The organism is Erythrobacter sp. S158 (assembly GCF_057364915.1).
On the sequence record NZ_CP200279.1, the window covers coordinates 925,376 to 951,421 of the forward strand.

30 protein-coding genes are annotated in these 26,046 nt (G+C 62.1%); 8 read left to right on the forward strand and 22 right to left on the reverse strand.

The annotated features are described in order from the left end of the window. Positions 1–9: 9 nt before the first annotated feature. The 3 genes from AC0V6T_RS04635 to AC0V6T_RS04645 form a co-directional block, all read right to left on the reverse strand. Positions 10–678 carry a hypothetical protein gene (locus AC0V6T_RS04635; protein ID WP_486124736.1) on the reverse strand — a complete coding sequence of 223 codons (669 nt, stop codon included), beginning with the start codon at positions 676–678 and terminating at the stop codon, positions 10–12. A gap of 434 nt (positions 679–1,112) precedes the next feature. After that, positions 1,113–1,709 (reverse strand): ImmA/IrrE family metallo-endopeptidase, encoded by a 597-nt coding sequence (locus tag AC0V6T_RS04640; RefSeq protein WP_486124738.1) that lies wholly within the window; start codon positions 1,707–1,709, stop codon positions 1,113–1,115. Further along, positions 1,699–2,061, reverse strand: a complete 363-nt coding sequence (locus AC0V6T_RS04645) for a helix-turn-helix domain-containing protein (protein WP_486128492.1) — start codon at positions 2,059–2,061, stop codon at positions 1,699–1,701. Before AC0V6T_RS04645 ends, AC0V6T_RS04640 begins: the two co-directional genes overlap by 11 nt. Before the next feature lie 435 nt (positions 2,062–2,496). Between AC0V6T_RS04645 and AC0V6T_RS04650 the strand changes: the two genes are divergently transcribed. Together AC0V6T_RS04650 and AC0V6T_RS04655 are read left to right on the forward strand one after the other, a co-directional pair. Further along, positions 2,497–2,796, forward strand: a complete 300-nt coding sequence (locus tag AC0V6T_RS04650; RefSeq protein WP_486124740.1) for a hypothetical protein — start codon at positions 2,497–2,499, stop codon at positions 2,794–2,796. A gap of 373 nt (positions 2,797–3,169) precedes the next feature. Continuing rightward, positions 3,170–3,532 carry a hypothetical protein gene (locus tag AC0V6T_RS04655; protein WP_486124742.1) on the forward strand — a complete coding sequence of 121 codons (363 nt, stop codon included), beginning with the start codon at positions 3,170–3,172 and terminating at the stop codon, positions 3,530–3,532. A gap of 33 nt (positions 3,533–3,565) precedes the next feature. Here the strand turns inward: AC0V6T_RS04655 and AC0V6T_RS04660 are convergent, their stop codons facing one another. The 3 genes from AC0V6T_RS04660 to AC0V6T_RS04670 all read right to left on the reverse strand — a co-directional run bounded on the left by AC0V6T_RS04660 (position 3,566) and on the right by AC0V6T_RS04670 (position 6,421). Continuing rightward, complete coding sequence (locus AC0V6T_RS04660) at positions 3,566–4,015, reverse strand: response regulator (protein WP_486124744.1); 450 nt, start codon at positions 4,013–4,015, stop codon at positions 3,566–3,568. Then, positions 4,008–5,141, reverse strand: coding sequence for a PAS domain-containing sensor histidine kinase (locus AC0V6T_RS04665; RefSeq protein ID WP_486124746.1), 1,134 nt, complete (start codon positions 5,139–5,141; stop codon positions 4,008–4,010). Before AC0V6T_RS04665 ends, AC0V6T_RS04660 begins: the two co-directional genes overlap by 8 nt. Positions 5,142–5,254: 113 nt before the next feature. Beyond that, complete coding sequence (locus tag AC0V6T_RS04670; protein WP_486124748.1) at positions 5,255–6,421, reverse strand: lipase family protein; 1,167 nt, start codon at positions 6,419–6,421, stop codon at positions 5,255–5,257. A 114-nt stretch (positions 6,422–6,535) separates the two neighbouring features. Between AC0V6T_RS04670 and AC0V6T_RS04675 the strand changes: the two genes are divergently transcribed. Further along, positions 6,536–7,390, forward strand: coding sequence for a hypothetical protein (locus tag AC0V6T_RS04675; RefSeq protein WP_486124751.1), 855 nt, complete (start codon positions 6,536–6,538; stop codon positions 7,388–7,390). A gap of 15 nt (positions 7,391–7,405) precedes the next feature. Next, positions 7,406–7,864: a CHRD domain-containing protein gene (locus AC0V6T_RS04680; RefSeq protein ID WP_486124752.1), complete on the forward strand. Its 459-nt coding sequence runs from the start codon at positions 7,406–7,408 to the stop codon at positions 7,862–7,864. Between the two features lie 26 nt (positions 7,865–7,890). Here AC0V6T_RS04680 and AC0V6T_RS04685 read toward each other — a convergent pair whose 3' ends face one another. Beyond that, positions 7,891–8,505 (reverse strand): septal ring lytic transglycosylase RlpA family protein, encoded by a 615-nt coding sequence (locus tag AC0V6T_RS04685; RefSeq protein WP_486124754.1) that lies wholly within the window; start codon positions 8,503–8,505, stop codon positions 7,891–7,893. Positions 8,506–9,524: 1,019 nt separating this feature from the next. After that, entirely contained in the window at positions 9,525–10,748 is a 1,224-nt protein-coding gene (locus AC0V6T_RS04690) for an argininosuccinate synthase (protein WP_486124756.1), read from the reverse strand. Between the two features lie 202 nt (positions 10,749–10,950). Between AC0V6T_RS04690 and AC0V6T_RS04695 the strand changes: the two genes are divergently transcribed. Next, positions 10,951–11,199, forward strand: coding sequence for a hypothetical protein (locus tag AC0V6T_RS04695; RefSeq protein WP_486124758.1), 249 nt, complete (start codon positions 10,951–10,953; stop codon positions 11,197–11,199). Positions 11,200–11,219: 20 nt separating this feature from the next. Here the strand turns inward: AC0V6T_RS04695 and AC0V6T_RS04700 are convergent, their stop codons facing one another. Beyond that, entirely contained in the window at positions 11,220–12,554 is a 1,335-nt protein-coding gene (locus AC0V6T_RS04700; protein WP_486124760.1) for a class I SAM-dependent methyltransferase, read from the reverse strand. Between the two features lie 128 nt (positions 12,555–12,682). On the opposite strand from AC0V6T_RS04700, the gene AC0V6T_RS04705 reads away from it, so the two are divergent. Further along, complete coding sequence (locus AC0V6T_RS04705; protein WP_486124762.1) at positions 12,683–13,120, forward strand: DUF1801 domain-containing protein; 438 nt, start codon at positions 12,683–12,685, stop codon at positions 13,118–13,120. A gap of 6 nt (positions 13,121–13,126) precedes the next feature. On the opposite strand, the gene AC0V6T_RS04710 is transcribed toward AC0V6T_RS04705, so the two are convergent. From AC0V6T_RS04710 to AC0V6T_RS04765, 12 genes are all read right to left on the reverse strand, one after another. Beyond that, positions 13,127–13,876 (reverse strand): molybdopterin-dependent oxidoreductase, encoded by a 750-nt coding sequence (locus tag AC0V6T_RS04710; protein ID WP_486124764.1) that lies wholly within the window; start codon positions 13,874–13,876, stop codon positions 13,127–13,129. Next, positions 13,869–14,543, reverse strand: coding sequence for a cytochrome b/b6 domain-containing protein (locus tag AC0V6T_RS04715; protein WP_486124766.1), 675 nt, complete (start codon positions 14,541–14,543; stop codon positions 13,869–13,871). Before AC0V6T_RS04715 ends, AC0V6T_RS04710 begins: the two co-directional genes overlap by 8 nt. Next, positions 14,540–15,328 (reverse strand): SDR family oxidoreductase, encoded by a 789-nt coding sequence (locus tag AC0V6T_RS04720; protein WP_486124768.1) that lies wholly within the window; start codon positions 15,326–15,328, stop codon positions 14,540–14,542. The genes AC0V6T_RS04715 and AC0V6T_RS04720 overlap by 4 nt, the downstream gene beginning before the upstream one ends. 97 nt (positions 15,329–15,425) lie before the next feature. Then, on the reverse strand, positions 15,426–15,953 hold the full coding sequence (locus AC0V6T_RS04725) for a glycine zipper 2TM domain-containing protein (RefSeq protein ID WP_486124770.1): 528 nt from the start codon (positions 15,951–15,953) through the stop codon (positions 15,426–15,428). A gap of 137 nt (positions 15,954–16,090) precedes the next feature. Next, complete coding sequence (locus AC0V6T_RS04730) at positions 16,091–16,741, reverse strand: MOSC domain-containing protein (RefSeq protein ID WP_486124772.1); 651 nt, start codon at positions 16,739–16,741, stop codon at positions 16,091–16,093. Between the two features lie 173 nt (positions 16,742–16,914). Beyond that, complete coding sequence (locus AC0V6T_RS04735; RefSeq protein WP_486124774.1) at positions 16,915–17,511, reverse strand: class I SAM-dependent methyltransferase; 597 nt, start codon at positions 17,509–17,511, stop codon at positions 16,915–16,917. A gap of 32 nt (positions 17,512–17,543) precedes the next feature. Continuing rightward, the gene (locus tag AC0V6T_RS04740) at positions 17,544–18,524 is read right to left on the reverse strand and encodes an acyl-CoA thioester hydrolase/BAAT C-terminal domain-containing protein (RefSeq protein WP_486124776.1); all 981 of its coding nucleotides are present in this window, start codon (positions 18,522–18,524) and stop codon (positions 17,544–17,546) included. Positions 18,525–18,588: 64 nt separating this feature from the next. Then, complete coding sequence (rlmN, locus tag AC0V6T_RS04745) at positions 18,589–19,839, reverse strand: dual-specificity RNA methyltransferase RlmN (protein ID WP_486124778.1); 1,251 nt, start codon at positions 19,837–19,839, stop codon at positions 18,589–18,591. A 41-nt stretch (positions 19,840–19,880) separates the two neighbouring features. Beyond that, entirely contained in the window at positions 19,881–20,270 is a 390-nt protein-coding gene (locus tag AC0V6T_RS04750; protein WP_486124780.1) for a VOC family protein, read from the reverse strand. Further along, complete coding sequence (locus AC0V6T_RS04755) at positions 20,267–20,746, reverse strand: invasion associated locus B family protein (protein WP_486124782.1); 480 nt, start codon at positions 20,744–20,746, stop codon at positions 20,267–20,269. Before AC0V6T_RS04755 ends, AC0V6T_RS04750 begins: the two co-directional genes overlap by 4 nt. Then, on the reverse strand, positions 20,739–21,221 hold the full coding sequence (gene greB / locus AC0V6T_RS04760; protein ID WP_486124784.1) for a transcription elongation factor GreB: 483 nt from the start codon (positions 21,219–21,221) through the stop codon (positions 20,739–20,741). The genes AC0V6T_RS04755 and greB overlap by 8 nt, the downstream gene beginning before the upstream one ends. Positions 21,222–21,245: 24 nt before the next feature. Beyond that, positions 21,246–23,081, reverse strand: coding sequence for a lytic transglycosylase domain-containing protein (locus AC0V6T_RS04765; RefSeq protein ID WP_486124786.1), 1,836 nt, complete (start codon positions 23,079–23,081; stop codon positions 21,246–21,248). Between the two features lie 240 nt (positions 23,082–23,321). Here AC0V6T_RS04765 and dapA point away from each other — a divergent pair, with 240 nt between their 5' ends. Next, complete coding sequence (gene dapA, locus AC0V6T_RS04770) at positions 23,322–24,203, forward strand: 4-hydroxy-tetrahydrodipicolinate synthase (protein ID WP_007164540.1); 882 nt, start codon at positions 23,322–23,324, stop codon at positions 24,201–24,203. On the opposite strand, the gene AC0V6T_RS04775 is transcribed toward dapA, so the two are convergent. Further along, positions 24,200–25,270: a succinylglutamate desuccinylase/aspartoacylase family protein gene (locus tag AC0V6T_RS04775; RefSeq protein WP_486124789.1), complete on the reverse strand. Its 1,071-nt coding sequence runs from the start codon at positions 25,268–25,270 to the stop codon at positions 24,200–24,202. The two genes, dapA and AC0V6T_RS04775, sit on opposite strands and share 4 nt — an antisense overlap. Positions 25,271–25,358: 88 nt before the next feature. Here AC0V6T_RS04775 and smpB point away from each other — a divergent pair, with 88 nt between their 5' ends. Continuing rightward, complete coding sequence (gene smpB, locus AC0V6T_RS04780) at positions 25,359–25,841, forward strand: SsrA-binding protein SmpB (RefSeq protein WP_486124791.1); 483 nt, start codon at positions 25,359–25,361, stop codon at positions 25,839–25,841. The last annotated feature ends 205 nt before the right edge of the window (positions 25,842–26,046 follow it).

The window sequence follows — 26,046 nt, forward strand, 5'->3', positions numbered from 1 at the left end:
ATTGGAAGCTCACCGTGCTTCTTCGAGAATCTCTTCCCAGATCTCGCGTAGTTCCAAAACCCGGTTTGAGAGTATCTGCCCTTCATCACCGTTTAGGTCGATTTCACGGACAGAGAAAGATTCAGCGCGGTGTACGTCAAGGATAACCATGTCCTGAACGCGAAAGTTGTCGAGGACCTCACTCATCACCCAAATACCGACTCTCGCCCAGCGAGGCGCAAGCGCTGGTCCTTCGCTGAAATATGGGTAGATCAGGCGGTGACGATCTGGGTCGATCTGGAAGCACAACAGGTTATCGACTTTCACGGTAATTCCCAACCCGTCAATCTCGCGGCGTGCGTGCACATTTTCATCAAGCGGCGCGATTTCTTCGTTCATTGAACCTTCGAAGCGGTGCCACCATTCGATAAACTGCGGACACACGACCGAATAGAGACGGTCGCGAGGCCCGTGCCTCTCAATGCGCATCGATGTAGCAAGTTCGAGGTCGGTACCATCGGTGGCATATGATTTCGCATCGCTCCAGAATGGCCCATAGAAGTCGCCGCCTCCTTCTCCGGGCCGCTCTTCCCTGCGACGATCCTGGTAGGCTTCACGCTTCAGAGCAGATCGCGCTCGATCATCATCGAGCATGCAAATTCGAAGGAGTTTGTTCAAATTGATGAGTTCCAAGCTCATTGTTTGTTTCCTTGGTATCAGTTGACGGAAGAGTGTGTCGGCGACCGCGAATGGTCGCCGACAATTTCATGCGGTACCAAGGGATTCCTATTCAGGTTTCCTACACCGAACTTGGCCCATAAAAAGCCACGATCGCTATTCGGTCAGCGATTCGTTTGGAGCTAAGCGGGCCTTATGCAGGCACGAGAAAGCAGAAAGCTTGCTTGCCATAATGACGAGCGTAGATGCGCTTTCCGTTCCGCGTAACCCACGGGCGGCAAATCCACTTTTTGCCGGGCGGAGCCGGCCGCTGGTAGTTTGACACGTCGTGTGTCTCCTTCCTGTGCGGCCACGCGTTCTTGCTTCCTTAACCGATTCCGCCTAGGCGGGCAGTGTTCAAGTGCCGGTATCGGATAGCTCACCTTTTTCAGGGGCCGCTGTCTGATCCAGGCTTTCTAAGGGGTGCGGGTCATACCGTGCCCCTTTTTCTTGCGCCGCTGGTATTGCCGATCACGGTGACCACTCAAGAGATGCCATAGCCGCAGGTGCCTCGCTCGACAGAGAGCAGCTGCGCGGCTCACACCAAAAATCTGCATCGCTTGTCGAATTGATTTTACGCCCCGAAATTCCTGCGCAGGCATAAGAAATGCCGCTGCGAAGATGTCCGCTTGCCTCTCAGGATCTAGACGCGCGTCTCGTTTCCGGAGGAAGGCGAAACCAGTTCGGCCAGTGTGCATGAGCAAGTGGCCCAACTCGTGAGCGCCGGTCATCCGTGCTCGCGGGCGATCTTTGACAAGCTCTGCGTATGCGGACGGTCCAAAAGTAATAATAGGGCGGAAGCCATCTGTAATGGCCTCCGCCTTGCCGAGTTTGGCGCCCTCCTCAACGTGGAACTCGTACCCCTGAATAAGTGAGGGCAGGATATGCTCCAACACATGAGCGACCGGAACCCGCTGGCCGGGCTTCATCCCGATCGCGGTACGGGCCTCCATGGCGAGGGTCTCAATTTCTGCGGCTGTGAGTGGGGGGGCTACGCGATATTCACGCATCATCAGTTCCCCTTACGATTCGGTAGATGCGACGCTTTTCATCGACCGAAAGCCTTGCGAAGCTTGCTGTCAAATCGAAAGCGAGAGCACGATCCTCTTCAGACGCGTCGCCTTCGAGATCAATGCTGAATTGGCTTCGCGATAATGCCGCTGCACGCATCAGCTCGTTCTTTTCCGAAGCACTCAAGCTCAGCGCTCGTGAGACCTTAGCTTCAAATCCATCTGGTATTGCACGCTTCCCCCTTTCGATCTGGCTTAGGTATGGCGAACTCATCTTGAGCCGCTTCGCCAACTGACCTAGCAACTGCCCCCGCTCCTCGCGCTCGCGGCGAAGAAACTGTCCTAGTGGGGTCATTGTCTGTCTCCTCTTCAAGGCTCGTCGGGAGCCCACCGGTCCATCGGACTTCCTTTAATTAGCAGAAATCTGCAAATTTGCAACCCCTGCAAATTTGCTGTCTGTGCAAACTGAGCGGACCCGCATTCATCGGCAAGGCCGCTGTCGATCCCAGCTCGCGTGCGTCAAGTTGCCAGTGTCGCGAACATTCCCCATTTTCCTACTCCCCACAAACCCGCTAACTGAAAGAGTCCAACCGGCCCGCAGGGCCGCAAGCGCGACTGCGCGCCCGCAGCGGGGTCGAAGACGGCGCCGTGCGCCACCCGGCCTTCAGGCCGTGTGAGCGAGGGAAGCGCAGCTGACCGAAGGTCAAATCGCACGCCGGAAGGCGTGCGCAAGGAAAGCACACTCGCACCCTTACGTGATCTTAACTACCTGCGCGGTAGGACAATACTCATGTCGCACCGCTTCCTCTCTTTCGCCTTGCCGCTCACCTTTGTCGCCACGCTGGCTGCGTGTGATGCGCCCGATCCGGACGATTATGGGGGCGGGGCCGAGGGCGCGGCGATTGCCAAATGCATTTCGCGCACTGAGCGTGCTGACAGCGCGGTTACGCGTCCGCAGGCCGAAGAGATGTGCACTTGCCTCACCACCAAGACGGCGAGCGCGCTTAGCGGTGGCGGGATGAACCGCAGATCGATGGAAAGCACTTTGCGACGCTGTGCAACGGATGCCGGGATCGAGATCACCGGCTGATTGCGCCGCATTTTCCTACATCCCCCAAAGCCGCTAACTGAGCAGGATCTTCTCCGCTTGGGCGTCCCTTTTGGCCCGCTATCAAAGAACTGCTCCCCGCCTTGACCCACTGCGCACACCACGCCGACCACGCCCCCACCATCGCCGAACACCTGCCTCTCACCGACACCACAACAACGTCCTCCCGAGGCCACCGCATGGCCCTGACCACCACCGCTCACTTTACCCTCAGGACCGTGTAACATGCGGTCCACTTCTCCGGTTTCTGCGGGGTTGGGGAGGGGGGGTGCGGACCCGGGCTGGCTCGAAGCTCTGCGGGTGCTCTTGCTGTCATGGGCGCTATCATAATCCCTGCAATGATGTAGGGCGGGTGATGGCTTTCAAATCGAACCCCTGTCGCCCGGACCCGCGCGTCCTTGCTCTATCGCCTCGCCGGGCTGTCTGCATGGCGCTTGGCGCGGGGGTGCTGATGCTTGCTGCCGGGTGCAGCGACCTTGCCGATCCGCGCGATTACGGGGGCGGGGCCGAGGGGCGGGTCTTCGCCCAGTGCGTCACGCGCACCGAGAAGGACAACCCTTCGATTACCCGCGAAGAGGCGGCGAGTATGTGCACCTGCCTCAACGAGCGCATCGCCGAAGGGACCGAACAGCCGATTGCCAACGGCACGGTCGGTCGCAGCGAGACGCAGCGCGCCTTGCTGCGCTGTGCCGCTGACCTCGGCATCGAAGCGGGCTGAGCGCAAGGATCGCGCGCGCCGCGAGGGTTCTCGCTACCCCGGCAGGATCACCGTCGAGGCGTAGGACTTCAAGAGCTCGGTCATGCCGGCCATTTGCGGGCCCACGCGCGACTTGGCGATGTAGCCCGCGACGCCGAAGTCGTAGGCGCGGTCGCGGTCTTCCTCGGCCTCGGAGGTGGTGAACATGAAGACGACGTGGTTGCGCAGTTCGGGCTTGGCGCGGATCTCCTCGAGGAACTCGAAGCCATTCATGCGCGGCATGTTGATGTCGAGCAGGATAACAAGCGGCTTCTCGCACGGATTGGCGGCGCGTCCGGTGAGCACCTCGATGCCCTCCTGACCGTCCTCTGCGGCGACGACGCTGATGTCAGGGGCGGCCTTGCGCAGGGCGCGCTCGACCAGCTCGGAGTAAATGTCGTCGTCGTCGATGATGAGGATGCGCGGTTCGCGGGTGTGGGGCGCTTGCGTCAGGGTGTCATGCATTGAGGTCGGTCCTTGTGAAACGGGGCCAGGTGAGGCGGAAGGTGGTGCCACGCCCGGCGCCGAGAGGGAGGAGGTCGAGCTGCCCGCCGTGCCCGGTGGCGAGCCGCTGGGCGACGGCGAGGCCAAGGCCGGATGAGCCGCGCTCCGATGCCTTGAGCGTCTGGAACAGGCGGAACACTCGCTCGCGCGCGTTCTCGGGGATGCCGGGGCCGTCGTCGGCGATGTCGATCTGGCACTCGTGCTCGCGCAACTGGGCGGTTACGGTGATGGTGCCCTGGTCCTTGTCATGGTGCTTGATCGCGTTGGAGATGAGATTGCGCAGCACAGTGGTGAGCGGGGTGCGCGCAGCATCGAAGGGTTCGTCCGATGCCTCGACCCTGACCGCGAAACCGTCCGGGATGTCCTCGATCGCGATGATGTCGGAGAGGATCTCGGACAAGCTGGTGGGTTCGAGCTGCACCGCGCGGTTGCCGGCGCGGGCATAGGTGAGCAGGTCGTCGATGAGCTTCTCGACCGAGTGGACGCGGGCTTCCATGCGGTCGATGTTCTTGAGGACCCCGTCGAGCTGGCCGTCCTCGAAATCCTCGCGGATAAACTCGATAAGGTTGGAGATGCCGCGGATCGGAGAGCGCAGGTCGTGGGAGGCGACATAGGTGAACTCTTCGAGCTGAGCGTTGACTTCGCGCAGGCGGCGCTCGGTGCGCTGGCGTTCGGTGATGTCGACGATGGCCGCGCAGGTCATCGGGCCTTCGCTGGTCTCGAACGGCGTGAGGCCGATCTCGAGCGGGAATTCGACCCCGTCCTTGCGCAGGCCGGTTAGGTCGCGGCCCTGACCCATGACGCGGGCGGTCGGGGCAGCGTCGAAACGCTTCCGCTGGTCTGGGTGTTGGTCGCGGTACCGCTCGGGCAGGAGCTGGTCGATGCTGGTGCCGATCAACTCGGTCTTGTCATAGCCGAACAGCGCGACCGCCATATCGTTGACGGCGGTGATCAGGCCGTCATCCCCGATGATGATCTTGCCGTAGGGCGAGTTGTTGAAGATGAGACTGAATGCCTCATCCTGCTGGCCCGCGCCGGGTGCCAGCTCGCTCGGGACGATGCTTGGGGGTGGAAAGTGCTGGTTCATGGTGCCTGCTTTGCGATCGGCATGGTGTGGGTCGTCCGAGAACGACGCATTACCCGGGCAATCTCAAAGCGATGGTGGCGTTCACGCCACGCAAGGTCACGTAGGACAGGCGCTTAGCCGGTAGGGCAGTTGCCCGCGATCTCTTCCCCGGCAAAGGCCTTGGCGACGAAGGCGGCGGCATCGTCCATCGATTGCAGCAGCCCGCCCGAATGGTCGGCCCCGGCATATGTGCGTGCCTCGATGGTCGAGCCCGCAGCGCATGATGCCTGGACGAAGGCCTGCTGCATCGGGAGCGGGGTCACGGTGTCGACCTCGCCCGTGCCAACGAAAACGGGCACGCCGAGCACGAGCGTTGGGTATTCGAGCGCTTCAAACACCATCGGCTGACGCTTGAGCACCTCGGGCGTGTTGATGTCTGAGGGGGTGAGCCCTTCTTCCATCACCGTCTCGGTCAGTTCGAACACGCACTGGTCATAGGCTTTTGCAACCGTCGGCCACACATCCGCGTCGACAAATTCCTCAAGCGAGAAGGTGGGGTCGAGCTCCTCGGCGAGGATCATCAGGTAGAGCGTGTAGGTATTCTGCGGCGTCGGCGTGTTCGGGTCCGCGCTCAGCATCATCTCGCGGATGGCAGGCGGGAAGAACGGAACGCCGGTAGCCGAGATCGCGCGCAGGTCGATCTCTGGCGCATATTGGGCGGCAAAGCCTGCGGTCGCAATCGCGCCCGCTGCGCCTTGTGACTGGCCGGTCACGACCACCGCATCGCTCACAGCGAAATCGCCCGACTGCACCGCGCGGATCGCGTCGAGATTGCTGTAGGCCATCGGCGCGGCGGCCATGTAGGGGTGGACGCCCTCGCTCCCCAATCCCTGATAGTCGCTTGCGACCACGGCATAGCCTTTCACAAGCCAGCCGGAGAGGTAGGTGAGATCGCGCTGAGACTGGCCATTGGTCGACGGAGCGCAGGCATCGGCTACGCCCACCGTTCCATGCGACCATGCGATCAGAGGCCAGCCGCCTTCGGGCGCTTCGCCTTCGGGCAGGTAGATCGAGCCGGTGACCGTGATCGGGCTTTCCCCATCAAGGCCATTGGTCGAGGCATAGGTGAAATTCGCCCCGCTTGCCGCGCCGGGGATGAGCGATGCTTCGGCAACGGCGCTTTGCGAAATGAGTGCGCCGGGCTCCGTTTCTTCGGTTGTCTGCCCTTCCGCTTCGGGGGCGCAGGAGACGAGGAGCACCGCGAGGGCGACAGGCGAGAGCGTGCGCAAGGCTGTTTTCATACGTGCGATGCTTCCTTGGCGACCCTCGTCTTGTCAAGCGAGCGACACGCGCCATTTTCCTACTCGCGCAAATCTGTGTAGCTGGTCTGGCTCCGCTTCAAGGAGCCAAGAGAAATGTCAGCACAAAGCCCGCGCCCGTTCATCCCCGCAGCCGAGGCGCTTCCCGCCATCATCGAGATGTTGCCGCCTGACAGCGAGTTTTCGGGCCAATTGCGGTTTGCGCGGGGTCGACAGGCGGATTTCCTGCGCAAGCTTGCCGATTGCGGAGAGGTGCGCGCGGCAGCGAAAGCCTCGGCGGTATCGCATCAGACGGTCTACCGCATGCGTCGCGCATCGCCCGCCTTTCGCGCCGGCATGGACGCAGCGATGATGATCGCTCGCGAACTGGCCGAAGACTTGCTCGCAAGCCGGGCGATGAACGGGATCGAGGAAGAGGTCTACTACCACGGCGAGGTCGTCGCCACGCGGCGGCGCTATTCGGACCGGCTGCTGCTTGCACACCTTGCGCGGCTCGACCGGCTGGCTGAGCGTGAAGACGTGGCGGTGGTTGCAGGTTCCTTCGATGAGCTGATCGAAGCGTTCGAAACCGCCGAAGATGAGAGCGAGGAAGCCCTTTCCGATTTTGCGCCAGGACCGTGTAACATGCGGTCCACTTCTTGCGCTTCAAGTGAAGAGGATGAGGCGGAAACACCGCTTGGTGAGGAGGTCGAGGAGTTCCCGGTTGAACGGCTCGAAGAGCGGCTGTGCGCGATGGAGGATGCACGCCCCGCCGACGCTCCGCCATTGAGCGAACTGGCGCAAACCTCTGACGAGATAGGGGAGATCGAGGCGCTGCATCTCGCCGCCTTCGAAGCGGGCGAAGCCGAGTGGTGGATGCTGAGCAAAACGGGCGCAGAAGCTGGCGCGGGCGGCAAAAGCGAATCCGGCTTTCGCGACTCAGAAGAGAGGCGTATTTTGAAGGCTCCTTAGACAAGGAGAGGGACGATGAAACTCACGCGTAACGCACGGATTGCAGCGGTCTGCAGCGCAGGCTTGATCGGCGCAGGGATAGTCGGCGTACCGGCAGCGCTCGCCGACGGGCATGCACACGCGCTTGGCGCGTCGCTTTTCGGCGAGAACGAGGTCGGCCACCAAGGCGCGGGCGAGGATGCCAGCGGCAACTTCGAAGGCGAGATCGACATGGAGGCGGGCACGCTGTGCTACTTCCTCGAGATCGAGGAACTGGATGGATTCACCGCAGCTCACATCCACAAGGGCAAGGAAGGCAAAAACGGGCCGCCCGTTGTGGTGCTCGAACTGACCGGAGAGGATGGCGACGAGACCTGCACGCAAGTCGATGGCGAGGTGCTGGCCGCAATCGCGAGCGAACACCAAGACTACTACGTCAACGTGCACACGTCCGAGTTTCCGGCGGGCGCTATACGCGGGCAGCTGGGAAGCTAAGTGGGAGCTACGGAGGGCGTCGGGCGTTAGGGCGCCAGCAGCTCCATCTCGACGCTGGCATGGCCGCGCGAGATCATGCCGATCTCGCGCGCTGCGGCGCGGCTGAGGTCGATCGTGCGCCCTCGTATGAAGGGCCCGCGATCGTTGATGCGCACCGTGACGCTCTTGCCGTTGCGGGTGTTGGTGACGCGAACGAGACTGCCGAAGGGCAGGGTCTTATGCGCGGCGGTCATCGCGCCCATGTCGAAGCGTTCGCCATTGGCGGTGCGACGGCCATGGAAGCGGCGGCCGTAATAGGAAGCAACGCCCCTACCGAGGTCACGAAGAATTGTCGGGCCACGCGGAGGCTCGAAGGTGTCGAGATCGACGGCGTCGGGCGGTACCATCAGGTCGATGTCCTGAAGATCAGGGCCAAGCGGCTCGATCACGTCGGTGAACTGGGCGGCGAAAGGCACGATCTCGGCGGACTCTTCGTAGCTGGCTGCGGCGTCGGAACTGGTCGCAGAGTAGAGCGTCTGCTGCGCGGTCGAGGCCCCCAGCGGAAGGCTCGCAAGGCAGATGGCGAGCACGAATTGCGATGCTGCACGCGGCGTGCGTGCCCTGCGGTGTTGCGGGTCCAAGAGGCGATCTGGCTGTCTCATGGGAGGCGTCAGATACACGACAGGAGCCTGACAAGGCAAATCTGCGCCGTTCCAAGCGGCGCTAGCGGGCCTCCGACTGGCGCGATCTGGGGCACATTTGCGACAAGCCGAAAGACGCGGGATGTGAGTGGGAATCGAGGGACAGAGCCGGGGAGGGCACAAAGCAAATGGGGCCGGCATTGCTGCCGACCCCACTCTTACCAGCGCGTGGTCGCATCGGTTTTGCGTCCGGTTTGGCGAACCTCCCCTTCAGCATCCGTTTGCGCACTTGGCGCCCGGTTTCTCATCCGCGTCCAGCTGTGCTGTCTCTTCAGGGCCCTTGCGGGCTCTTCCGTTCTTGCACCGCCTTGCTTCGCGGTTCGTCACCGGCGCTCGCACCGGCATCCGACCTTGTTTCGTGACTGTCCCGCTATGGGTCCGGCCGAAGCCTTCTCCTTGCGCTAACAGCCCCTTGACGAAGGCCGTGGCTGCAATCCCTTAATGGCTGACGGTTCAAACACTCCAGTTCCGTGCTCGAAAGCACTTTCCTACAGCTATCGCCTGCCGGTATCGCAGCCTTAACGATGACAACGCATTCGCACTTTCCTCAAACAAGCCGGTTTGCTTCCTGCGTGAGCATTCTGCATACCGTCTCTCAGACAGTGCGTGGACAGCAGCCACCGTATCTTCGCAACCCAAATTGCTCTGGTTTTCAGTGCCTTGCGGCTCTTCAATCAGTGCCTTCTGTGTTCCGAAGACAACTTGAAACTGCGCCCGAATCGCTTGGTTCGCAAGCCATGCAAGAGCGGGTTATCCACTTTTCACCAGATCAGCTGTGGAGAGCGGTGGACAACTCAACGGTTCATCGCATTGGACAGCTTTGAGCGGGAACCAGTGAGGCAGCGAAGCGTTGCGCTTGCAGGAACGCGCAAGCGCAGCTTTTCGAATGTTACGCTTCTGTGAAACGCGCTTCGGAGCGACTCGGTGCGACTCGCCGCAACAGCGAATCGGTGATGGGCGAGTCGCTGCGATTCGCGATGTCAGTCCCGCTTGCGATCCCGGCCAGCCAGCAGCTTGAGGCGCAGCGCATTGAGCTTAATGAAGCCTTCGGCATCGTGCTGGTCGTATGCGCCCGCATCATCCTCGAACGTCACGTGCGCTTCGGAATAGAGCGAATGCGGCGACTTGCGGCCCACGACGCTGGCCTGCCCCTTGTAGAGCTTGAGGCGGACGGTGCCGGTCACCTTCTCCTGGCTGAGGTCGATTGCCGCCTGCAGCATCTCGCGCTCGGGCGCGAACCAGAAGCCATTGTAGATGAGCTCCGCATATTTCGGCATCAGCTCGTCCTTGAGATGAGCAGCGCCGCGGTCGAGAGTGATCTGCTCGATGCCGCGATGGGCGCGGGCGTAGATTTCGCCGCCTGGGGTCTCGTACATGCCGCGCGACTTCATACCGACGAAGCGGTTCTCGACGAGGTCGAGCCGGCCGATACCGTGCTTGCGGCCAAGGTCGTTCAGAGCGGTGAGGAGGGTCGCAGGGCTCATCGCCTCGCCATTCAACGACACACCATCGCCGCGCTCGAAACCGATCTCGATGTACTCAGGCGTGTCGGGTGCATTCTCTGGGTGTTCGGTGCGCGAATAGACGTAGTCCGGGGTCTCCTCCCACGGGTCCTCCAGCACCTTGCCCTCGGACGAGGTGTGCAACAGGTTGGCGTCGGTGGAGAAGGGGGCTTCCCCGCGCTTGTCCTTGGGCACGGCGATCTGATGCGCTTCGGCCCATGCGATGAGAGCGGTGCGGCTGGTAAGGTCCCATTCGCGCCAGGGGGCGATGACCTTGATGCTCGGGTCGAGCGCGTAGGCGGAGAGTTCAAAGCGGACCTGGTCGTTGCCCTTGCCGGTCGCGCCGTGAGCGATCGCATCGGCGCCCGTCTCATGCGCGATCTCGACTAGACGCTTGGAAATGAGCGGACGGGCGATGCTGGTGCCGAGCAGGTAGTCGCCCTCATACCGGGCGTTTGCGCGCATCATCGGGAAGACGAAATCGCGCACGAACTCCTCGCGCAGGTCCTCGATGAAGATGTGCTCGTCCGGGATGCCCATGGCGCGCGCCTTTTCGCGGGCGGGCTCGATTTCCTCGCCCTGACCAAGGTCGGCGGTGAAGGTGACCACCTCGAGCCTGCGCTCGACGCTCAGCCATTTGGCGATGACGGAAGTGTCGAGGCCGCCGGAATAGGCGAGGACTACGCGCTTGATGTCGGACATGGTCGAGGTACTCGGATGGGCGGCCTTGCGGCGTGTGGATAATCGGAATGCGGCGCTTTACCGAGCGCAGAGGGTGGAAGCAATCCAGTCGCGTAAGTCTCGGGTAACGCGGAGCAATGTCTTAACGTATCGCGACATTCGGGGTAACAGTCTGGTTTGTCATTAGTATGCGCGGTGCGGGATCACGGACTGAAGACAACTGATGAAGAGTGTGCTCGCCGCCGCCACCCTGACCGCTTTCGCCGCCAGCGGGGCGTATGCCCACGAAATCCTGCACGCCGACCACGCTGATCATGCTCAAGGAGCGGATTGCGGCCATGATGCGATGAACCAGCAGGGCTCGCACAGGGACTTCGTTCACGCAGACCGCCTGCATCACATGTATGGCGACCACTTCGACGATCACGGCCCGGTCAAGATGGTCAGCAAAGAGCAGCTCGCCCGCCGCTGACCATTGCGAGCGGCGGAATGCTACTCCGCCGCTTCCTTAAGCTCTGGATCGAAGCGCCAGCTCGGGATCTCGCCGATCTCGCGCAGGCGTGCACTTTCGCGCTCCATATATTCGCGAGTCATCGGGATGGCGCTCCGGTCTTTCACATATTGCAGTTGCCAGTTGACCATCGTCCCGTTGCGGAAGCTCTGCTCAGCGCCCGCGAGGTAGAACAGCCACATGCGATAGAACACCTCATCATACATCTCGGTGATCTCGGCCTGATGCATGACGGTGCGCGCGTACCATTCTTGAAGCGTGTGGCTGTAGTGAAAGCGCATCGCTTCGACGTCCATCACCTGCCAGCCGTTCTTCTCGCTCTCGGTCACGAGCTCGCTGAGCGCCGGGATGTAGCCGCCGGGGAAGATGTACTTGCGGGTCCAGGCATCGGTGTAACCCGGCGCGCCCGATCGACCGCAGCAATGCGAGATCATCACGCCGTCTCTCTTGAGCAGGCGGTTCGTGTGCTCGAAGAATTGCGGGTAGTGGATCGTGCCGACATGTTCGAGCAGGCCGACGCTTGAGATACGGTCGAATTCGCCGGTCACGTCGCGGTAGTCCATCAGCTCAAACTTGACGTGTTCGTCCACGCCCAGCTCTTTCGCCCGCTCGTTCGAGAAGGCGATCTGGTCGGGCGCTAGGGCCACGCCGAGCACTTCGCAGTCGTACATCTTGTGCAGGTAGAGCGCGAAGCCGCCCCAGCCGCAGCCGATGTCGAGCACGCGCATGCGCTTGCCGCCATTATCTTCGGGCCGCTTGAGATAGAGCTTGGAGGCAAGGTGCGCCTTCTTGTCCATCTGCGCTTGTTCGAGGCTGGTGCGGGTGGGATCATCCTCGCGATAATAGGCCATCGTGTATTGGCGATCCTCGTCGAGGAAACGCTCATAGAGCTGGCGCGTAAGGTTGTACGTGTGCTCGGCATTGGCTCTCGCCGAACTGCGCAGGTTGATGCCGTCGACTGCGGCCTTGACCTTCTGCACCGCCTTGCGAACTGGCCCCTTGGCCTTGAGCGACGATGCGCCCAGCCGTTTGGCGTTCATGGTCACCATCAGGATCATGTCGCGGATATCGTGCGGCTCCTCGACCACGAGCCAGCCCCACATGAACGCCTCGCCAGCGCCCATCTGCGGATAGCGAACGATGTGGTTCGCCGCTTTCTTGTTGGTCAGCTTGATGCGGATTGGACCGGCACGCCCGCCAACGAGCGGATCGTATTCGCCGCCAGGTCCGTAGGTGTACTCTTTGCCATCGTGATCCGTCACGATAAGCTGGCCAAGCTGAATTGCCTTGGTCAGGAATTTGTCGAGTAGCCACATATGTCTGATTGATCCCCCGAAAACAGTGTGCGCCGTACGAGCAAGAAAGTCTCTCCAAACACCGGTTTGGCTGGCTTTGTGTTATGCTGTCAATCGGGAGTAGGAAAGTGTCGTCAGGGGAGACGGGGATGAGCGAAGCCAAGACACAAGTGAACGATGCGCCGGTAGAGGACTTTATCGCCGCGGTTGAGCCGCCTTCGAAGCAGGAAGATGCACAGGCTTTACTGCAACTGTTCGAGAGGGTGACAGGCGAGAAAGGCCGCATGTGGGGCGACAGCATCATCGGCTTTGGCGAGTACAAGACGACCTATGCGAGCGGGCGCGATGTACATTGGATGCGGGCAGGTTTCAGCCCGCGCAAAGCGAAGCACTCGCTTTATCTCATGGGCGGCTATTGCGACGAGATCGCCGCCAAGCGGCGCGAGGAAGCGCTTGGGCGGCTTGGCAAGCACAAGACCGGAAAATCCTGCCTTTACATCAACAAGTTGGCGGACGTTGATCTCGAAGTGCTTGAAGACATGATCGCTGCCGATTGGGAGGCAATGAACCGCATCTACCCGGAGTAGTGCGACCTAGATGCCGGCATACCACTGGTAGTCGCCGACATCCTCCCAGAAGCCGCCTTTGCCTCCGTGGATGTCCTCGAAGCTGGCCACCGCTTCGATGCCGGTCAGGTACTTGGCGTGCTTGTAGCCCAGCTGCCGCTCGATCCTCATTCTTAGCGGCGCGCCGTTCTTCTCGGGGATGGGTTCGCCGTTGAGCCTGTGCGCGATGATTGTCTGCGGATGATAGGCATCGACCATGTCGACGCTCTCGTAATAGGCGCGGCCATAGAGCGTGTCGGCGCATCGGAAGACGATGAAGTTGGCTTCCTCGCGTACCCTGGCCTCGTCGAGCAGGCGCGAAAGCTGCGGTCCGGTCCATTCGGTAATCGCGCTCCAACCCTCGACGCAATCATGGCGGGTGATCTGGGTACGCTGAGGCAGGGCCTTGAGATCGGCAAGGCTCAGGCTCAGCGGATTTGCGACCAGCCCGCCGACTTCGAGCCGCCAGTCGGCAAAGCCGTTCGCCAATTGCTCGCGATATTCAGGCGTGTCGACCGTGAGCGATCCGTTGCCGCGAATGTCGGGGGAGCGTTCGGCCGGCGCGTATTCGGGAGCGAGCGCCTGCCGATTGGCGAGCGCGCGGTGCGCGGCGCGGTGCCAGTCCTCGGCAGCGTCGAACAGATCGCCTGCGGGCCCGGTTTCGGCAAGCTCGGTGCAGGCGGCGGCGGGAAGCGCGGCCATCCCGGCAAGCATCGCGCGGCGTGTGGTGTCAGCCATGTCGGCTCTCCTTCTTGCCCCCGGTGATCATCGCACCAAGCTCCTTCCACTGGCTGGGCATCAGAGCGAGGAGGATATGAAGCACCGCGAAGCCCGCCAGCGCCCAGGCGGCGAGGAAGTGCAGGCTGCGCGCGCTCTGACGACCGCCGAGCAGGTCGACCAGCCACGGCGCGATGGGCTCGAAACCGGGGCTCATGGCAAGGCCGGTGAAGACCATGAGCGGCAAGAGGATGCCGAGCACGACGCCGTACATGATGCGTTGCAGCGGGTTGAACTTCGAAGGCTCTTCGTGATCGCCCGAAGTGTGCGATTTGATGACTTCGAGCCAGCGGCGCGGTGACCAGTCGCCGGGGCTTGTTGCCATATCGCGCCAGAAGTGGCGGTTGATCAGACTTGCGATCCACATGAAGAGCAGCGCGAGCGCGAAGATCCATGCCGACAGGTTGTGCCAGTCACGCGCCTCGGCAAGGTCGTAGCGTTGGGGGATCGTCATCCAGGACGGGAAGCGCATGACCCTAAGCCACGCATCGGCCGGGTCGAAGCCATAGTCGCCCCAGTAGAGGTAGCGGTGGGCATTCGAGATGGTGAGGCCGGACCCGAACAGCACGATGAAAGCGACCGCGTTGATCCAGTGCCAGATCCGCGTCGAGAGCGCGTGGCGCTTCATGCCCTGTCCCTTCGCCGCATCGCTTCTTCGCGGGCGAGGTAGATAACGTCGCGCGGCTGGTCCATCAGGTGCTGACCGCTGTCGATGAACAGTGTGGTGCCGCTCTTCAAGGTGCCGGTCGCGAGGAACAACGCGGCATCGACGATCTCTTGCGGCGATGTCTTGCGCTCCAGCAGGTTCAATCGATGCGAGACATCGGTTTCATCCTCGCTCTGATCGTGGCTGGCAAGGATCGCTCCGGGCGCAATGCCGTAGACGCGGGCATCTGCGGGAGAGGTCATCGCCATCATCGGGATTGTCGAGGCAAGCGCGTGTTTAGACATCGTGTAGCTGAAGAAGTCGGGGTTAGGGTTCTCGATCTTCATGTCGGTGACGTTGATGACGCAGCGCGGTTCGTCGCCTTGCGCACGTGCGACAAAGGCCTGCGCCATGCGGGCAGGGGAGAGAGCGTTGACTTGCATCGCTTCTCTATTCGTAGCGGGATCGAGTTTGGTTGCATCGTCGTAGCGAAAGACTGACGCGGAGTTGACGAGGCAGCGAAGGCCGGGGAGACGGGCTGCTGCTCGCTCGATCATAGAGGCGGCGGCGTTATCGTCCGACAAGTCGCATTGGACGGTCTCAGCGGACGGCAATTCGCCTGCAAGCGCCTCGGCCTGGTCGCCTGAGCTCAGGTAGTGGATGACGACGTGCCAACCCCTGCCAGCAAAGCCGCGCGCGATCTCGGCGCCGATGCGCGTGGCGCCTCCGGTGATGAGGATGGCGGGGAGGGGTGCGTCATCTGCCATGACGCAGAGCCCTATCAGCGCTCACCCGCTTTGCACACAGCAAAGCGCCGCCCGCTGGGACTTGCGGACGGCGCTTATCTGGTTGGCGTTTAGAGGGTTAGCGGCAGCGTGCGTCGCTGCGGTCGATCTCGCGGCCCAGGACCGCGCCCAGCGCACCGCCGAGCAACGTGCCGACCGTGCGGTCACCGCGTGTGTCGATCGTGCGGCCCAGAAGGGCGCCGACGCCCGCACCGATCACAAGACCGGTCGTGCCGTTGTCGCGCTCGCAGTAGTAGCGTCCGTCACGGCCGCGCCAGACGCGGTCCCCGCGGCGCAGTCGTCGCGGTTCGTAGTAGCGGCCACGGTCGTCATAGACGCGGCGATTGTACCTGCGGTCGTAACGCCGGTCGCGGCGATCCTCGTAATAGTCGTCATCGTCATCATCGTAGCGGTCACGGTAGCGACGGCCGTAGGCGCGGGCATGACGCGGCGGGTCGCCGTAGGAGGCGACGTGCTCGAGGCCGGTGTCGAATGACAGTTGTATATCCATAGCAGGAGCGGGGGCGGGAGTGATCTCGGCGGCCTGGGCGGGAGCGCTGATGGCGGCGAGGGAGCCGGTGGCGGCAAGCAGTGCGATCATTTTCATCGTCGTGTTCCTTTGCGGCCTTGTTCGTGAAGGCACGCCCTATTTCGTTCATCTTCACCGAACGCTGGATGAACGAAATGTTGGAATACGAGTCAGGGAGACGAGATGCATTCTTACTGCGACGAGCGGATCGAATCTCAGATCAACTTCGCCCGCGCCTTTTCGCGCAGCTTGGGGGCGAGTCGTTCCATTTCAGCGAGCTCCTCAAGCTCGTCTTTCGAAGCCTTGCCCGCGACCAACGCCGCGAAAGTGCGCGCGACCGTCCAGTCGCTCTCGCCCGTCTCGGTCCGCTCGAGTACGTCGCCAGCGCACGCTTCCCCGATTTTGAGCACGCGGAAGTACCAGCCCGAACGCCCGCTTTCGATGATGGTCTTCACCATGCCTGTCGAATCGCAATGCTCGCCGAAACGGTGCTCGATCTTCCAGCAAGGCTGGCGCGGCTGGCTTACTTCGATCAGCGCGCTGCCGAGCCGGAAGCGGTCGCCGATATGCACCTCGCTTTCAGTGAGGTCGCTCACCGCAAGGTTCGACCCGAACGCACCGGGATGGTCGAGCAGGTCGATATCGCCGAGCGTCTCTCGCCAGAATGCGTGGTGGTCGAGCGGGTAGAGATGCAGCGCCATTTCCGGCCCGCCATGAACGCGCCGGTCGGCTTGTTCGTCGGGGGCAAGTCCTTCTTCGAGGATCTGCACGGCGCCCTCGCGTGGGTACTTGGCAAAGGCGCTCAATTCCGCGCCGTTGAAGGGGCGAGCGGTCCCGGTGCAGATCGCTTCGAGCGTGCGTTTCATGGCTGTTCCTTCTGGGGCGAAGCATGAGAAGTGGACCGCATGTTACACGGTCCAGGCGCAAATACTGGACGGGTCGATTTACGCGGATTTGAGGCTGTTTTGAGGTTGATCCAGCGGCGATTATGCATGCCAGCCTTGCAGCACAAAGCGCGCCTGTAGGAAAGTGTAACGCCCTATTCGGGACGCTGCGCGGTGATCGCGAGCCACTCGCGCATGACGCCGTCAGCACCCTTTCCCCGCCACGGGGCAAGTTCGAGGATTTCAAAGCCGGCAGCGGAGTAAAGCTCCTCCACATAACCTTGCGTGACCCGCGAATTGAGGCGTCCGCGATCGTCGCGAATTTCATCATCGCCCTGCTTGTAGCTTGCAAAGTGAAGTCCGCCGGGGACCAGCGCTAAATGGGTCGCTCCGACGATATCGCTCAGCGCATCAGTGGGCACATGCATCAAGCAGGCATGCGCCCATACCGCGTCATATTCGGCCGACGCCGCCAGTTCCTCGAACCGCATCTGCCGTGCATTGACGCCGTGCCGTTCGTTTGCCTTGGCGACCATTGCGGCGGTGCCATCGGTTGCGTCGACCGCAAAGCCGCGTTCGATCATGCGCGCCGCATCGCGCCCCGTTCCGCAGCCCAGTTCAAGAACACGCGCACCGGAACCGAGCCGGTCGAGAAAACGGTCGAGAAACCGGCTGTGCGAGCGGTCGAATGCGAGCGTGTAATAGGGCACGCTCGCTTCGTAGTGGTCGATGGTCGGCTGATCGGTGCTCATGGCGGATGTCGTGCCCGCCAGGAGGCTGCGGATCAATCCTTGAGACTGCGCTCGAAGAATTGGAGGGTGGCGGGCCAGATGATCTTCTGCGCCTCGCCATTGGCGGGATTGCCGGTTTCGCGGCTGCCATCGCCCGACAGGTAATGACCGGCATCGGTGAAGATCAGGCTGACGGTCGGCAAGCCAGCTTCGGCGCGCCGCTCTGCGATGAACTGGGCCATTTCGCCTGAGTTCCAAACGAGATCGGCATCGCCGCCTGCGACTAGCACTGGCTCGTCGATCTGCTCCACCGCGATGCGCGCTTTGACCACACGGTCGGGATTGGCGTTGCGGCCCTTGTCGTGCGGCAACCGGATACGAGGGTTGCCATCGGGACCGGTCGGATTGGCGAATTCCTCTCCCATGCCTTCATACGGCACGAAAGGAAGCGGCTCGCCCTGCCAGCTGAAGGAGCTTGGGCGGGTGCCATCGCCTGTGCCCCATCCTTCCCAGACTACATCGCTGGGTACGATGGCTGCGATGGCAGCAAAGCCGTCGATATAGCTTCCCGCGAGGAGGGCTAATTCCGCACCCTTCGAGACGCCGTAGATGCCGATATCGTCGGCGCGCACATCGTCTCGTTCGGCAAGCCATTGCAGCGCTGTTTCTGCACGGTCGACGGGGATGTCGGCAAATGCGCGAGGCAGGCCGGGGAATTGCTGCGGATTGTCGCCCCAGGCGGGCGAGTAATAGGGCATGCCGAAGACCGCGTATCCTTCGGCGAGGAAGCGCGGTGCAAGGTTGCGCGCGGCGCGGTCGCCGCCTTCGCTCCCGCCAAGCAGGATGATCGCGGGGAAGGGGCCTTCGCCTTCGGGTGCGATGAAGAACGAGCCGGGCATCGAGTCGCCCACGGCAATCTCGGGAAGCTCACCGGTAGGCGCGGCGTCCTGCGCGAGCGCTGAACCAAGCGGCAGCGTCAGGGGCAACGCAGCGGCCGCGAGTGCAAAACCATAGACAGCAGTGCGGATAGTCATGTCGGCTCTCTCCTTCATCCCTCACCGGGCAAAGCTACGAGGGAGAACCACATTGAGATGCGGTTCAGTCCTCGCTCGCGAGCGCGGCGGCTGCGGCCTCGCGGTCGCGCTCGGCGCGGCTCTTCTTCTGCGCAGCGGTTTTCAGCTGCCCGCAAGCCGCGTCAATATCGCGGCCACGCGGAGTGCGGACAGGCGCGCTGATGCCGCCTTCGAAGACGATGTTCGAAAATGCCTTGATCCGTTCAGGCGTCGAACATTCGTAATTCGCGCCCGGCCACGGATTGAACGGGATGAGGTTGACCTTTGCGGGCAGGTCGAACTTTTTGAGCAAGCGGACAAGCTCGCGCGCGTCTTCGTCCGAATCGTTCTTGTCCTTGAGCATGACGTATTCAAACGTGATGCGCCGCGCGTTGGAGGCGCCGGGATAATCGGCGCAGGCCTGCAGCAGTTCTTCGATGCCGTACTTCTTGTTGAGCGGCACGATCTCGTCGCGCACGTCCTTGGTCACGGCGTGGAGCGAAACCGCGAGATTGACCCCGATCTCCTCGCCGCAGCGCTCCATCGCCGGGACAACGCCGCTAGTGGAAAGCGTGATGCGGCGCTTCGACAGGGCAAGCCCGTCGCCGTCCATCACGAGGTTAAGCGCATCGCGCACATGGTCGAAATTGTAGAGCGGCTCGCCCATGCCCATCATCACGATGTTGGTAAGCAGGCGGCCATCGGCGGTGTAGTGACCGACGTCTTCTGCATCGTCCAAACCGTCCATCACACCCTTGGGCCACTCGCCAAGGGCATCGCGAGCAAGCATGACCTGCCCTACGATCTCACCCGGCGTGAGGTTGCGAACGAGGCGCATCGTGCCCGTGTGGCAGAAGGTGCAGTTCAATGTGCAGCCGACCTGGCTCGACACGCACAGCGTGCCGCGGTCGGCGTCCGGGATGAAGACCATCTCGAAATCGTGGCCGTCATCGGTCTGGAGCAGCCACTTGCGCGTGCCGTCAGAGGAATGCTGAGCTTCGACGACGTTGGGACGACCGATCACGAACCGCTCGGCAAGCCACGGGCGCATGGTTTTCGAGATGTCGGTCATCGCCTCGAAGTCGGTGACGCCGCGATGGTAGAGCCAGTGGAACACTTGTTTCGCGCGCAGCTTCGCCTGGCGCTCCTCAAGACCCGCTTCGGCGAACAACTCGCGGATGCGCGGGCGGGGGAGGCCGATAAGGTCGATACGACCATCGGCGCGCGGCGTGATGTCACGCGCGACGGGAACCGGGTCCACCTGCCCGGGGATGGTCATGAGTGTCGTGTCTGCCATGATTGAGCGCGCATATAAGGGCGCGAGTGCGATTTGACCAGTCAGCTGATCGGGTGACTGGTAAGGTCCTGTCCGAACATGACGCGGTGCCCGTCAGGCGTGCGCACGGCAAATTCGCGCATGTCCCATTCCTCGGTGCGCGGCTCTTTCAGGATGTCGACCTTTTCTCGGTCGATCTCGGCGAAATAGGCGTCGATGTCGTCGAACTCGATATAGCCGAAATACTGGTGGTCGCCGAGGTCGGGGATCGGGTGCGCATCGGGGCAGGAACCGAGCATGATCATGCAAGGCCCGCGCTTCACGAAAACCCAACCGCCAAGATCGCGCAGGGCGTCGAACTTCATCACGTCGACCCACCAGCGCGCAGTCGCCATCGCGTCGGGTACGGCGAGCACGAAGCTCATGCCGGTGATCGAAGGCTTCTCGCTCACCGCGACGCGCATCCGACGACGGCGGCATCGATAGCGGTCGCGACGCCTGCAAGGTCGTATCGGTCGGTGAAGCGGCGACCTTGGTCGTCACGCGCCGACACGCTCATGCGGGTAGCGGAGCGAAGGGCTGCAACGACGCTTGCATCCATGCGCGGATCCTGCGCCCATGCGTTGCGGCCATTGGCGGCGAGGGTGAAGCGCTCGGACCCGATGGTGAGGCGCACATCGCTGCCATCGCGCGCGGCGCGTGAAAGCTGGATGTGGAGCTGCGTGCGGATGTTCTGGCGCGGCCAGCTTGCGATACTGGCGAAGGGCCCCGCTTCGTTGCTGCGAGTCGGCTTGGCGATGGCGTAACAGCGCGCAGGGCTGTCATCGCGAAACGCGGCCCAGCTGGAATAGACGCCGAGGCTGTCTTTCGCTGCGAGAGGCGATGCGATGAGGCCGAAGGCTAGCAGGGGGAGGGCAAACCTAGTCATAGTCTATTCCCATGACTTCCCACTCCTTGAGCCCGCCGGGAAGCTTTACGATGCGCAAATCCCCGACAGATGCGCCTTTCAGTGCCTTGGCGATCGGAGAAGACCACCCGACAAGCCCCTTGCCCGCGTCCTGTTCATCGTCCCCAACGATAGTCACCGTGCGGCGCTCGTCGTCCTCGTCGGCAAGCTCGACTCGTGCGCCGAAGAATACGCGGCTGCGGTCCGGCTGGTTGGACGGATCGACCACGCGGCACGCTTTCATCCGGCGCGAAAGGTAGCCCAGTTCGCGGTCGATCTCGCGCATGCGCTTGCGGCCATAGATGTAATCGCCGTTTTCCGAGCGGTCGCCATTGCCCGCCGCCCAGCTGACGATCTCGACGATCTCAGGGCGTTCGGTGCCGAGCAAATGGTCATAGCGCGCCTTGAGCGCAGCCATGCCAGCGGGCGTTATCGGAGGGCCGGGTTTTGAAGCCATGACGCCACTTTTAGCGCGAAGGCTTTACGGAAGAAAAGTGTCGACCGTGCGCGGCAGCCCCGCTTGCTCTGGATACATGTGCGAATAGCTAACCGCATTGCCGATCACGCGCATGACGTAATAGCGCGTCTCGAAATTGGCGGGGATCTTCTCGATCCATTCGACCCAGTCGATCTCGCCCCGGCGCGGGTCGCCATTCAGCGCGAGCCACTGACGCACGCGCCCCGGCCCTGCATTGTAGGACGCAATAGCAAGCGGATAGGCGCCGCCATACAGGTCCATCCGGCGGGCAAAGTGCGCATCGCCAAGGCGGATATTGTATTGCGGATCCTCGGTGAGGTTCGCGCTCATATATTGAATGCCGAGAATGCCCGCTTCTTCGCGAGCGGTGCTGCGCAGAAGCTGCATCATGCCGATCGCGTTTGCGTGGCTGCGACGGGTGCGGTCGAATTCGCTCTCCTGCCGGGCGATGGCGTGAACCATCGTCCAGTCGTTGACGCGCGGAGTGGGGACGGTCGGGAACCCGATCCGTTCGAAGCCCGAAAGCCCGTTTGCGCCCGCTTCCATTCCAACGACGACCGCCATTTCTTCAAGGCCCGTTTCAGCGGCGAGCTGGTTCACCATCAGGAGCTCTTCAGGCGTCTTCGCGCTTTCACCGATCGCCTGGAAAAAGCGGCGCTCGGTCCGCCAGTCGCGGCGATTGCCGGCAAGCGTGCGGATCGCGCGAACCAGCGGGCGCGCCTCGAATTCGGCGCGGGTGGTCGCGTCGATCTGCAATTGGGGAAGTTCGGCGAATTCAGGCATCGGGCGGCCAAGCGCTTGAAGCGAGAGCTGGCCGTAATAGTAATGCGGATATTCGGCAGCCATTTCGAAGTAGCGCGCCGCATCTTCGGAAAGACCCGCCTGACGCGCCGCACGGCCTGCCCAGTAGAAACCTTTCGCGCGGGTCAGCGGCGTGCGAGCCGCCTCGCCATATCGAAGGAACAGCGGAGCAGCTGCCGCGCCATTGCCAAGCTGCCAGAGCGCGTTCGTGCCGCCCAGCCACATGAGGTCGGTGTAGCGATCACGCAGCGAGAAGGAGCCTTGCGAGATGTCCTCTCCCTCTTCGAACAGGTCATCGATCTTGCTCGCGATGCGCACCGAACTGGTCGCGCCTGCCGCCTTGGCAATCGCGAGCATGTCGCCGACGAATTCCGCCGAATCAAAAGCAGGTGCGTCGAAGTCAGGACGGTTTGAAAGGAGATTGATCGCCGCATCGGTCATCCGGCGCGAGCGATAGTAATTCACGAGGTTGAAAACATAGCCCGCATCGCGCTGCGCATCGGCAGGGACCGGCACGCCCGCTTCAGACGGCAGGGTTCCGCGAACCAGCGCGATGCGCGCAGTCGCAAGGTCACGCTGCGGCGCTGCGAGGTTAACGAGGTGACGCTCGGCAGCTTCGGCATCGCCTTGCCACAGCAGAGCATCCATGCGCGCCGCGTGATCTTCATCGGAGAACTGCGAGCCAAACAGGCCAAGGATGTAGGCCTCTGCCGTGGCGCTCATGTCACCGCCTCGCCACGCTTCGCGCGCCATGTCGAAGGCTTCGTCGCGGTTCGCGGCTACCAGGGTTAGCGCGTAAAGCGCGCGGCCATGGTTGGTAAGCGGTGGGTGCGCGTCAAAGAAAGCGAGCGCATCGGCCTGCTCGGGCACTTCATCGTCGAGCGTGCGCTCGGCGCGGATGCGGATCATCTCCATGCGCGGAAATTCGGGATAGCGCAGCGCGAAGCCTGCATAATCGGCGAAGGAATACTCGCCGTTTCCGGTCAGACGCTCCCATTGAGAAATCGCCGCCCCGATCTCACCGGGAGCCCGCGCCACGAGGTTGCTGCGCTGGGGAACGCTGCTCGCTTGCGCGCTCTCTTTCATGGCCGAGCCAGGGGTCGAAAGCGCTCCCACGGAAGCTGCGGCGAGGGCCGCGATGGCAATAGGGCGGGAAAGCAAATTTCTGACCATGCTGGACATAGTGCGGATTGGCTCCTTATCAGGCGCTTAACAGGATTACTCGGGTGATGAAGATTGCCCCAGCCTTAAGTTATTGTGTCATACAGGAAGATTGCAATGTTCAGCGGCTCCATTCCGGCTCTGGCGACTCCTTTTCGCGACGGATCGTTTGATGAAAGCGCGTTTCGCAAACTTGTTGACTGGCAAATAGAAAACGGCAGCTCGGGACTTGTTCCCTGCGGCACGACCGGAGAGGCCTCTACGCTTTCCAATGCCGAGCACCACCGGGTGATCGAAGTGTGCATCGAACAGGCCGCTGGACGCGTGCCGGTGATCGCCGGTTGCGGGTCGAACGACACGCGCAACGCCGCGCTTCATATGAATTTTGCCAAGAAGGCGGGCGCGGCTGCTGGGCTTTGCGTTGCGCCTTATTACAACCGGCCAAGCCAGGCCGGACTGATCGCGCATTTCAGCTATCTCGCCGAGAGCTGCGACCTTCCGATCGTTCTCTACAATGTGCCGAGCCGCACGGTGACCGACCTCGAAGACGAAACCGTGGTCGAACTGGTCAACCGCTTTCCAGACAAGATCATCGCGATCAAGGATGCATCGGGCGACTTATCGCGGGTTGCCGATCATCGCATGGGGATCGGACGCGAGTTTTGCCAGCTTTCGGGCAATGATGAGCTCTGGCTGCCGCACTCGGCTGCTGGGGGCAGAGGGGCGATTTCGGTGACGGCCAATGTCGCGCCTGCACTCTGCTCTGAATTCCATGCAGCAATTGCAGCCAACGACCTCAAGAAAGCGCGTGAGCTGAATGACCGCCTGTTCCCGCTACACTACGCGATGTTCTCAGACGCATCGCCTGCTCCTGTGAAGTACGCACTGAGCCGCGTGCACGACTGGTTCTCACCTGCCGTGCGCCTGCCGATTGTCGAGGCGAGCGAGGCATCGCGCAAAGCAGTCGACGACGCGCTTGAACATGCGGGGCTGATCTAAAGCACCTCGTCTTCGTCGAGCAGCGTTTCGGCAAAGCCTTCGGGTTCGCTGGTATAGATCGCGTCTGCGAGGCTCTCGATCCGGGCGCCGACTCGTTCAGGGTGGTCGACATGGGCGATGTGGAACAGCGCATCGCCCTGGTGAACCACAGGCAGGGTTGCATGGCCGATAATGATGCCATCGGTCGGGCTGAGGATTTCGAGCGGCTCTTCGCCGAACAGACCCGCGACAGCCGCGAGCAGATCGCCTTTCTTCACCGCATCGCCCGACTTGCGCATCCGGTGCGTGACGCCGCCTCGGGGGGAGCGGACCCATTGCGTCTTGTTCGAGCGAGCGGGCACGCCGACTTCCGCAAGTCCATCATCGGCTTCAATCATGCCAAGATGGGCAAGCACGCGGCTCACCCCCGCAACGCCGGTCTCGATGGAAAAGCGGTCAAAGCGCAGCGCCTCGCCGGTTTCCATCAGCAGCATCTCGACCCCTTCCTTGGCGGCGAGCGCGCGCAGCGACCCGTCGCGAAGCGGGCTTTCGATGATCACTGGCGCGCCGAATGCCATCGCAAGTTCAACCAGCTTCTTGTTTCTGGCGGCGATGCGAATTTGCGGCAGGTTGTAGCGGTGAACGGCAGCGGTGTGGATGTCGATGCCGAGCGAAGCGCGGCTTACCACTTCGCTGAAGAATACGTTGGCGACCTGCCCGGCAAGCGAACCCGACGCGTTGCCGGGAAAGGAGCGGTTGAGATCGCGCCTGTCAGGCAGGTAGCGGGTGTGACTCAAGAAGCCAAAGATGTTGGCGACCGGCACCAACATGAGCGTGCCTGACAGTTCCTCGGCGGAAAGCTGGTTGGCGATGCGCTGGATGATCGCGGTTCCCATGATCTCGTCACCATGGATTGCGCCGCTTACGAACACAGTCGGCCCCGGCTTGGCTCCATGAAGAACGCGCACGGCAAGCTGCGAAGAATATCCGGTCGCCATCGTGGTGATGGGCAGGCCGATATCGGCCTCGGTCCCCGGCGCGATGGTCTCTCCGCCGATCTCGAAATTGGATGGTTTTGGCGCGTGCATCTTTGAGTAAATCCCCGTGGTGAGCGAGATTGCGCCTCAAAACGCGCGCTTGGCAAGCGGAAGTTGCGCGCCTATCTCGCCTGCCACCATGGCACGGCCCAAACCCAAAATTTTCGACAAGCAGAAAACCGTCGCGGAAAATCGCCGTGCGCGCTTCGACTATGCGATCGAGGAAAAGTTCGAAGCCGGTCTCGCGTTGCAGGGGACCGAGGTGAAAGCCTTGCGCGCTGGCGAGGCGACGATTGCCGAAAGTTATGCCGAAGTGCGCGATGGCGAGGTGTGGCTAATCAATTCGAACATCCCCGAATACAGCCACGGCAACCGCCTGAACCACGAACCGCGCCGCCCGCGCAAATTGCTGCTGAATGGGCGCGAGATCAACAAGCTGTTCGGCGCGGTCGAGAGGAAGGGCATGACGCTCGTGCCTTTGTCGATCTACTTTAACGCGCAGGGGCGCGCGAAGGTCGAACTCGCTCTAGCCAAGGGCAAGCAGGCGCATGACAAGCGCGCCAGCATCAAGGAGCGCGACTGGAAGCGCGACAAGGCACGGATCATGCGCGACCGGGCGTAATCGCCGTTGAGAGCAAAGCTTCGCGGTTAATTTTCGCTTGGGTCAATTCACCCATTGGTCAGATGCCATTCGCTACCCATATGGCGGTCATGGTGGTTAATCGGCACTTGAACGAAGGACGCTTGCACTGCGTGAAGACGCAGGCCAAGGCGCGCCCGTCGTCATGAGCAGCCAGCGCACCTCTTCTCCCAGTTTCTTCCAGAGC

What these genes read in the sequence shown, in the direction of transcription:
- AC0V6T_RS04635 (WP_486124736.1), bottom strand. Translation starts at nt 678, where the DNA reads ATGAGCTTGGAACTCATCAATTTGAACAAACTCCTTCGAATTTGCATG.
- AC0V6T_RS04640 (WP_486124738.1), bottom strand. Translation starts at nt 1,709, where the DNA reads ATGATGCGTGAATATCGCGTAGCCCCCCCACTCACAGCCGCAGAAATT.
- AC0V6T_RS04645 (WP_486128492.1), bottom strand. Translation starts at nt 2,061, where the DNA reads ATGACCCCACTAGGACAGTTTCTTCGCCGCGAGCGCGAGGAGCGGGGG.
- AC0V6T_RS04650 (WP_486124740.1), top strand. Translation starts at nt 2,497, where the DNA reads ATGTCGCACCGCTTCCTCTCTTTCGCCTTGCCGCTCACCTTTGTCGCC.
- AC0V6T_RS04655 (WP_486124742.1), top strand. Translation starts at nt 3,170, where the DNA reads ATGGCTTTCAAATCGAACCCCTGTCGCCCGGACCCGCGCGTCCTTGCT.
- AC0V6T_RS04660 (WP_486124744.1), bottom strand. Translation starts at nt 4,015, where the DNA reads ATGCATGACACCCTGACGCAAGCGCCCCACACCCGCGAACCGCGCATC.
- AC0V6T_RS04665 (WP_486124746.1), bottom strand. Translation starts at nt 5,141, where the DNA reads ATGAACCAGCACTTTCCACCCCCAAGCATCGTCCCGAGCGAGCTGGCA.
- AC0V6T_RS04670 (WP_486124748.1), bottom strand. Translation starts at nt 6,421, where the DNA reads ATGAAAACAGCCTTGCGCACGCTCTCGCCTGTCGCCCTCGCGGTGCTC.
- AC0V6T_RS04675 (WP_486124751.1), top strand. Translation starts at nt 6,536, where the DNA reads ATGTCAGCACAAAGCCCGCGCCCGTTCATCCCCGCAGCCGAGGCGCTT.
- AC0V6T_RS04680 (WP_486124752.1), top strand. Translation starts at nt 7,406, where the DNA reads ATGAAACTCACGCGTAACGCACGGATTGCAGCGGTCTGCAGCGCAGGC.
- AC0V6T_RS04685 (WP_486124754.1), bottom strand. Translation starts at nt 8,505, where the DNA reads ATGAGACAGCCAGATCGCCTCTTGGACCCGCAACACCGCAGGGCACGC.
- AC0V6T_RS04690 (WP_486124756.1), bottom strand. Translation starts at nt 10,748, where the DNA reads ATGTCCGACATCAAGCGCGTAGTCCTCGCCTATTCCGGCGGCCTCGAC.
- AC0V6T_RS04695 (WP_486124758.1), top strand. Translation starts at nt 10,951, where the DNA reads ATGAAGAGTGTGCTCGCCGCCGCCACCCTGACCGCTTTCGCCGCCAGC.
- AC0V6T_RS04700 (WP_486124760.1), bottom strand. Translation starts at nt 12,554, where the DNA reads ATGTGGCTACTCGACAAATTCCTGACCAAGGCAATTCAGCTTGGCCAG.
- AC0V6T_RS04705 (WP_486124762.1), top strand. Translation starts at nt 12,683, where the DNA reads ATGAGCGAAGCCAAGACACAAGTGAACGATGCGCCGGTAGAGGACTTT.
- AC0V6T_RS04710 (WP_486124764.1), bottom strand. Translation starts at nt 13,876, where the DNA reads ATGGCTGACACCACACGCCGCGCGATGCTTGCCGGGATGGCCGCGCTT.
- AC0V6T_RS04715 (WP_486124766.1), bottom strand. Translation starts at nt 14,543, where the DNA reads ATGAAGCGCCACGCGCTCTCGACGCGGATCTGGCACTGGATCAACGCG.
- AC0V6T_RS04720 (WP_486124768.1), bottom strand. Translation starts at nt 15,328, where the DNA reads ATGGCAGATGACGCACCCCTCCCCGCCATCCTCATCACCGGAGGCGCC.
- AC0V6T_RS04725 (WP_486124770.1), bottom strand. Translation starts at nt 15,953, where the DNA reads ATGAAAATGATCGCACTGCTTGCCGCCACCGGCTCCCTCGCCGCCATC.
- AC0V6T_RS04730 (WP_486124772.1), bottom strand. Translation starts at nt 16,741, where the DNA reads ATGAAACGCACGCTCGAAGCGATCTGCACCGGGACCGCTCGCCCCTTC.
- AC0V6T_RS04735 (WP_486124774.1), bottom strand. Translation starts at nt 17,511, where the DNA reads ATGAGCACCGATCAGCCGACCATCGACCACTACGAAGCGAGCGTGCCC.
- AC0V6T_RS04740 (WP_486124776.1), bottom strand. Translation starts at nt 18,524, where the DNA reads ATGACTATCCGCACTGCTGTCTATGGTTTTGCACTCGCGGCCGCTGCG.
- rlmN (WP_486124778.1), bottom strand. Translation starts at nt 19,839, where the DNA reads ATGGCAGACACGACACTCATGACCATCCCCGGGCAGGTGGACCCGGTT.
- AC0V6T_RS04755 (WP_486124782.1), bottom strand. Translation starts at nt 20,746, where the DNA reads ATGACTAGGTTTGCCCTCCCCCTGCTAGCCTTCGGCCTCATCGCATCG.
- greB (WP_486124784.1), bottom strand. Translation starts at nt 21,221, where the DNA reads ATGGCTTCAAAACCCGGCCCTCCGATAACGCCCGCTGGCATGGCTGCG.
- dapA (WP_007164540.1), top strand. Translation starts at nt 23,322, where the DNA reads ATGTTCAGCGGCTCCATTCCGGCTCTGGCGACTCCTTTTCGCGACGGA.
- AC0V6T_RS04775 (WP_486124789.1), bottom strand. Translation starts at nt 25,270, where the DNA reads ATGCACGCGCCAAAACCATCCAATTTCGAGATCGGCGGAGAGACCATC.
- smpB (WP_486124791.1), top strand. Translation starts at nt 25,359, where the DNA reads ATGGCACGGCCCAAACCCAAAATTTTCGACAAGCAGAAAACCGTCGCG.